The 5580-nt window shown below is 42.2% G+C and carries 1 protein-coding gene; it reads left to right on the plus strand.

Going from position 1 to position 5580, the window contains the following annotated elements; translation table 11 throughout:
- A partial coding sequence (locus U0839_RS08200; RefSeq protein WP_413550457.1) for a hypothetical protein occupies positions 1-5580 on the plus strand: 5580 nt, incomplete at both ends.

Below are 5580 nucleotides of genomic sequence, written 5' to 3' on the forward strand. Positions count from 1 at the left end.
CAACAGGGATGCCTCCATTAGCAGCTTGAACGGGGATGGAACACTTGCCATCGCCAATAGCCTTCTCAATGCGGGAAGTCTTTACAGTTCTAAGGGTTATTTAACTTTATCGGCATCTTCTCTGTCCAATTCAGGCTCTATATTCGGTAAAACAGCAACGCAATTATTAATAGGCAATCTCTTAACTAATGAAGGTTCTATTTCCGATACAGATAATACTTTAAAAGGCGGAATGATCCAGTCAGAAGGTGACATTAACATTGCAGCAAATTCTCTGAATAATACAGGGTTAATAAATGGATCAAAAGCGGTTACCCTGACATTGGGTGGAGATGTTATCAACCATTCTATGGGTCAGTATTCAGGCGTAATTCAGTCTGGAAAGATCATGCAGCTGACGGCTAAAACACTGCAAAATGACAATGGACAAATTTTAAGTGATGATAATTTACATTTAAATGTCTCTGACAAAATAAGTAATGGAGGATTTCTGCAAGCCAGTAAGGGATTAACGTTATCAACATCTTTTTTAGACAATTCAGGAAATATTCTGGCGCTAGCTGGTGATTTGGCTATTATACCCTCACAACTTATCCCTACTTTGTCATCAATTACAAATACAGGCAAAATTCAGGCAAATGGAAATATTATAATCAATGCTGCTGCCTATCAAGGTGATGATATGGCTTTATTGACAGCACAAAAGCAAATTCACGCTACCTATACTGGTAATGTTGGTAATAATGGCCAGATTGCAGCAGGTTCTGGACTGGATTTAACTTCTAATTCCTTAACGAACGGAATTTCAGGATTGATTTATACCGGTAATAATGATCTGACCCTGACTGTGATGGGGCAACAGGGATTATTTAATCTGGGAAATATTCAAACAAATGCTGTGGACAGTCATCTTTTACTAAATAGCCTAACCATGATTAATGAGGGTATCGTTTTTGCAAAAGGGAAAGCCACTTTAAAGGCTAATCAGCAGTTCATCAATCGGATTAACCAAGATCATGTTGGTCAAATTCTTGTTCAGGGAGGTGACCTGACAGTTTTCTCTTCAAAGTTTAACAATGCAGGAATCTTGATTGGTCATCAGAATTTACAGCTTGTTGCCTCCGTTCTGGAAAATAACGGGTATGTATCTGCTGTTCACTCATTAAATATCCAAACATCAGAGCGAACAGGTAATCAAACAACCCATTCTGGAATTTCCTTTAATAATGAAAAGCTTGCTTCTGGTTCATTAATTGGTGACACTGTTCAGATATCTTCACAGGTTATAGATAATGAAGGAGGATGGATCCAGGGAAAAGATACTGTCAATCTTACTGCCGACAGGATTGATAATAATCTTGATGGTGTCATTTTATCAACAAATGCGAATACAATATTGCAAGGAAGAGGATCGACTGTTCAGGAAAGTGTTCCAGTTAATATAATTAACAACAATCAGGGGAATATACAGGCTTTCAGTGATCTTTCAATTGCAGCTAAACAATTGAATAACAATAATGGTGTATTGACCAGTCAAAAAGGAAATATCCGTATCAATCAAGGATCTTCCGCTCTTGCGCTGGAACAGTTTTTAAATGAAAAAGGAACGGTTCAGTCTTTTGGTGATATTGATCTTGCTGCCAATCATCTTGAAAATTCTGAAGAAAGCAAGATTCTTTCTAATGGATTATTATCACTTACGATTGGTTCTGATTTTGTAAATCAAGGGAATTTATGGGGTGGAAAAGGTATAAATCTGTCTGCATCTAACCTGGTTAACAGTCAAAGCGGAATGATCAGTGCAGATCAAGGTTCTATTATTTTAAATATTCAGAAAGGATATTTGAAAAATCAAGGAATCATTCAAAATATTGATACGTCAGGGAATATCTCTGTATTCGCCAATACGTTCGTGAATGATAATGGCAGAATATATTCCAATTCGGATATAAATTTACAAGCTGATTCTTTGTTATCAAATCAAAATAATGGAGAGATTACTGCCTATAAACAAGGAAATATAACGCTTTCTGCTTCCGCTTTGGATAATCAGGGGCTTATTCTTGCAGGAGGTCAACTTGTTGCTAATAGCTCGGCAGATATCAATAATCTTGAAAACGGTTATTTATATGGCTCTAAAGGTTTAGTTCTTAACTCCAATACGGCTATTCACAATCAAGCCCATGGTCAAATCGGATCAGACACAGGAACATTATCGCTTGTTGCGCCTCGTGTAACATTGGACAGATATGGGCAGGTTCTCACCTCAAATGGCACGGCAGATCTGATTGCTTTGCAAGCTCTAAATAATAAAGGATGGTTGCAAGCAAAACAAAATATCCAGATTTTTACACCATCTTTGGATAATTCTGAGGGAGTAATTATCAGTACAAATGGTGGCACGACGATCGCGCAAAATCAAAATGGAAACGGATTAAATGAATTAAACAATTACAAAGGAACTTTGCAAGCTGCAACAGGAATGAGCCTTTATGCCAATAATATAAACAATCAGGGTGGAATGATAATAACGCAGCAAGCTACTGATGAAAATGTCAGGGGGAATATGGTTCTTGCTGCTAACCGGCAAAATCAGGCACTATCCTTTTTAAACCTGAATGAGAACGGTATTATACAATCTTCAGGTAATATAGATATGCACGTCCTAAGCAATGGACTTTCATCCACCGGCCAGATTCTTTCTGCTGCCGCACTGAATGCAACAATTGAAGGGGATCTAAAAAATAACAGTATTATCTTCGGGGCGTTAAGGGGAGCAAATGAAGGTGGTCTGGTTAATCTCAATATTCATGGAGATTATGAAGCCGGACAGGATGGTGGGATAACCTCTAATGGCGATATTCATGTCACGGCAAGAAACATCATAAATAATGGTGTCATATTGGCCATGAATGGATTGGTCTTGGATGGGACCTCGCTTCAAAACAATCAATCTGGATTATTAAGTAGCGGAAACAACCTGACAATCAACATTAAAGGCAATAATGGGCAAAACACGCTGAATAATTATGGGGTTATCCAGTCGGATTTGGGATCTATCGCCATGGATGTTGATGGGGATATAATCAACAAGGGAGGGTTAATTCGTACACAGAGCGCCAATGGGGATATTGCAATCAAGGCCGCCTCTTTTACCAACAGCTATACTGGGAAACTTGTTACGGAAACAATTGACAGCACTACTATCTATGATAAGGCGATTAACGATGAAGGACAGGAAGGATACGGAAAATCCAACAAACAGATAGCCCTTGAGGAAGACTTAAATACAAGTGGCTGGGGTGGGGATAGCAATTTATACAAATATTTTTGGAAGGGTAATGTAAAAATGATCAAGGTTTACGCTCCCAAAGATATGTACAAAGCGGATGGAACCCCAGCAAGTGGTTATTTTTACATGTTTCTATCCCAAGGTAGGGGTAATCCAAAAGCCAGGATTGAGGTGACGGAAACTGGAACAAGAACAACCTTGAAAGGCAGTTCAGCCATTGTTACGGCCGGTCATGACTTGATCATTGAAACTTCCGGAAAGATTGTCAATGATGTAAGCCATTTGGAAGCGGGTCATGATATGACCCTGAATGCGTCATCCCTGGACAATATCGGGTATAAAGATGATATAACTTTTAAACTGGTATGTCACAATGGTAAACTTTGCCGATCCCTATATCCAAAAGATCCAGCCAATGCAGCCAATCCTCCTTATTCACATCCACCTCCATTAGATGGTAACAATAAAAATATTGCATATGTATGGGGGGATAGTTCATATAATCCCGGATTGAGCGGCACGATTATGGCAGGTGGAACCCTGATAGGGATAGTGGCCAATCAGGTTAATAACCGGACAATCAAGATACATGCATCTCCTGATGACTATGTCACGGTCAATCCAAGCCTTCCCTCGGGAAAACAATTGACATCTGTCCAGAGTGAAACAGGCAGAAACGGATTGAATGGGCCTGGAGAAGGTAATCTGGTCAATAATTCATCAAGTGGAAAAGGGATAAACGGTCAAAACACCACGCTTCCAGGATATGGTGGGGTAGGCAATCCCGAGGGAATTGATCCGGGTTTGCATGTCCATCTTCCAGGTTTTAATTATCAGGGAGTGTCTGAAAGTGTTGACGATATACTCTCATCCATTGCCGGTGGACACGCTTTGTTCAGGCCTAATCCGGATATTAAGGGCAATGACACCGCCAGTATTGGTGAAATAACCGGAGGAAACATTCACAGTATCAATAACGGCAATATCAATAATAATAAAACGAGTGGTAATATTAATATTAATGGTAACAGTAACGGCAATATTAATAGTAATAAAACAATTGGTAATATCAATGTTAATGGAAACAGTAATATTGACAATATCAGCAATAATGAAAGTCTTGCCAAACCCGGTACAGCTCCAGCCAAGGTAGGGCGGGCGGTTAATATCAACGATGCGGGCAAAATCAGTGAAGCCGCCACCCAGCAGGGTAAGATCAATACAAGTGGCGTGCCGGAGGGATCAAGCTATCTTATTGAAACCCGTCCACAATATACATCCTTGCAGAAATTCTATGGGTCGCAATATCTGCTGGATCACCTGAATATTGCCGGCTCATATATGTTCCTGGGGGATGCAGGGTTTGACAGCAACTATATACAGCAGCAATATCTTCAGGCAACAGGGCACAGCTTTGTCGGTGGAACCTATAACAATGCCGCTGATATGATGAAGGAACTCCTCGACAATGCGACCGATGAGGCCGACCAGCACGGGTTCAAATTCGGCACCGCCTTGACAAAGGAGCAGCAGGCCTCACTTGCGAAGGATATTGTCTGGTATGTTCCCGCGCTGGTTGATGGCAGACAGGTGCTGGTTCCCCAGCTGTATCTTTCACCAAAAACCGCGGTGATATCCGGCGCTGCCATCGTGGGTAAGGATGTAGGTATCAAGGCCGGCTCCATTCTCAATTCCGGTCTGATGGAGGGGACACACTCGATCGCGCTCACCAGCACACATGGCAACATCATCAATGATGGCGGAACCATAAGGGGCGGGGACATGTCCCTTAATGCCCAGAACGGCTCGATCATCAACCGCGACACGATCAACAACTATCTTGTTGAGGGGGGAACATCCTCCTATCTTGGTTCACAGGGAAAGATCCTTGCCTCTGGAACCATGGGGATCAAGGCGAGTGACAGCATCATCAGCCGTGGTGGAAGCATCCAGTCCGGATCCGATATGGCGATGCAGGCCGGTTCGATCGATATCGGTGCGGCACAGCTGAATGCCGCCGCCTCCAGCGCCAGTTACGGAAAGCATGAAATGCTGGCCTTTAACGGTAACCAGACCAAGAACTATGGAACCATGGTCAGTGCCGGTAGAAACGCCATCCTGCAATCCACAAGGGGTGACCTGAACCTTGCGGGCAGCACCCTGAATGTCGGGGGTGATGCAGCCCTGTCATCCGCGGGCAATATCGGCCTGAACGCCGTCACGGACAAGGGCCTCACCGATGTTAGGGGACATAAATCAGGTGCCTTCAATTCAAGTTCGTTCGAGGA

It is taken from the genome of Commensalibacter sp. A3DC, from assembly GCF_047307945.1.
Taxonomy (GTDB): domain Bacteria; phylum Pseudomonadota; class Alphaproteobacteria; order Acetobacterales; family Acetobacteraceae; genus Commensalibacter; species Commensalibacter melissae.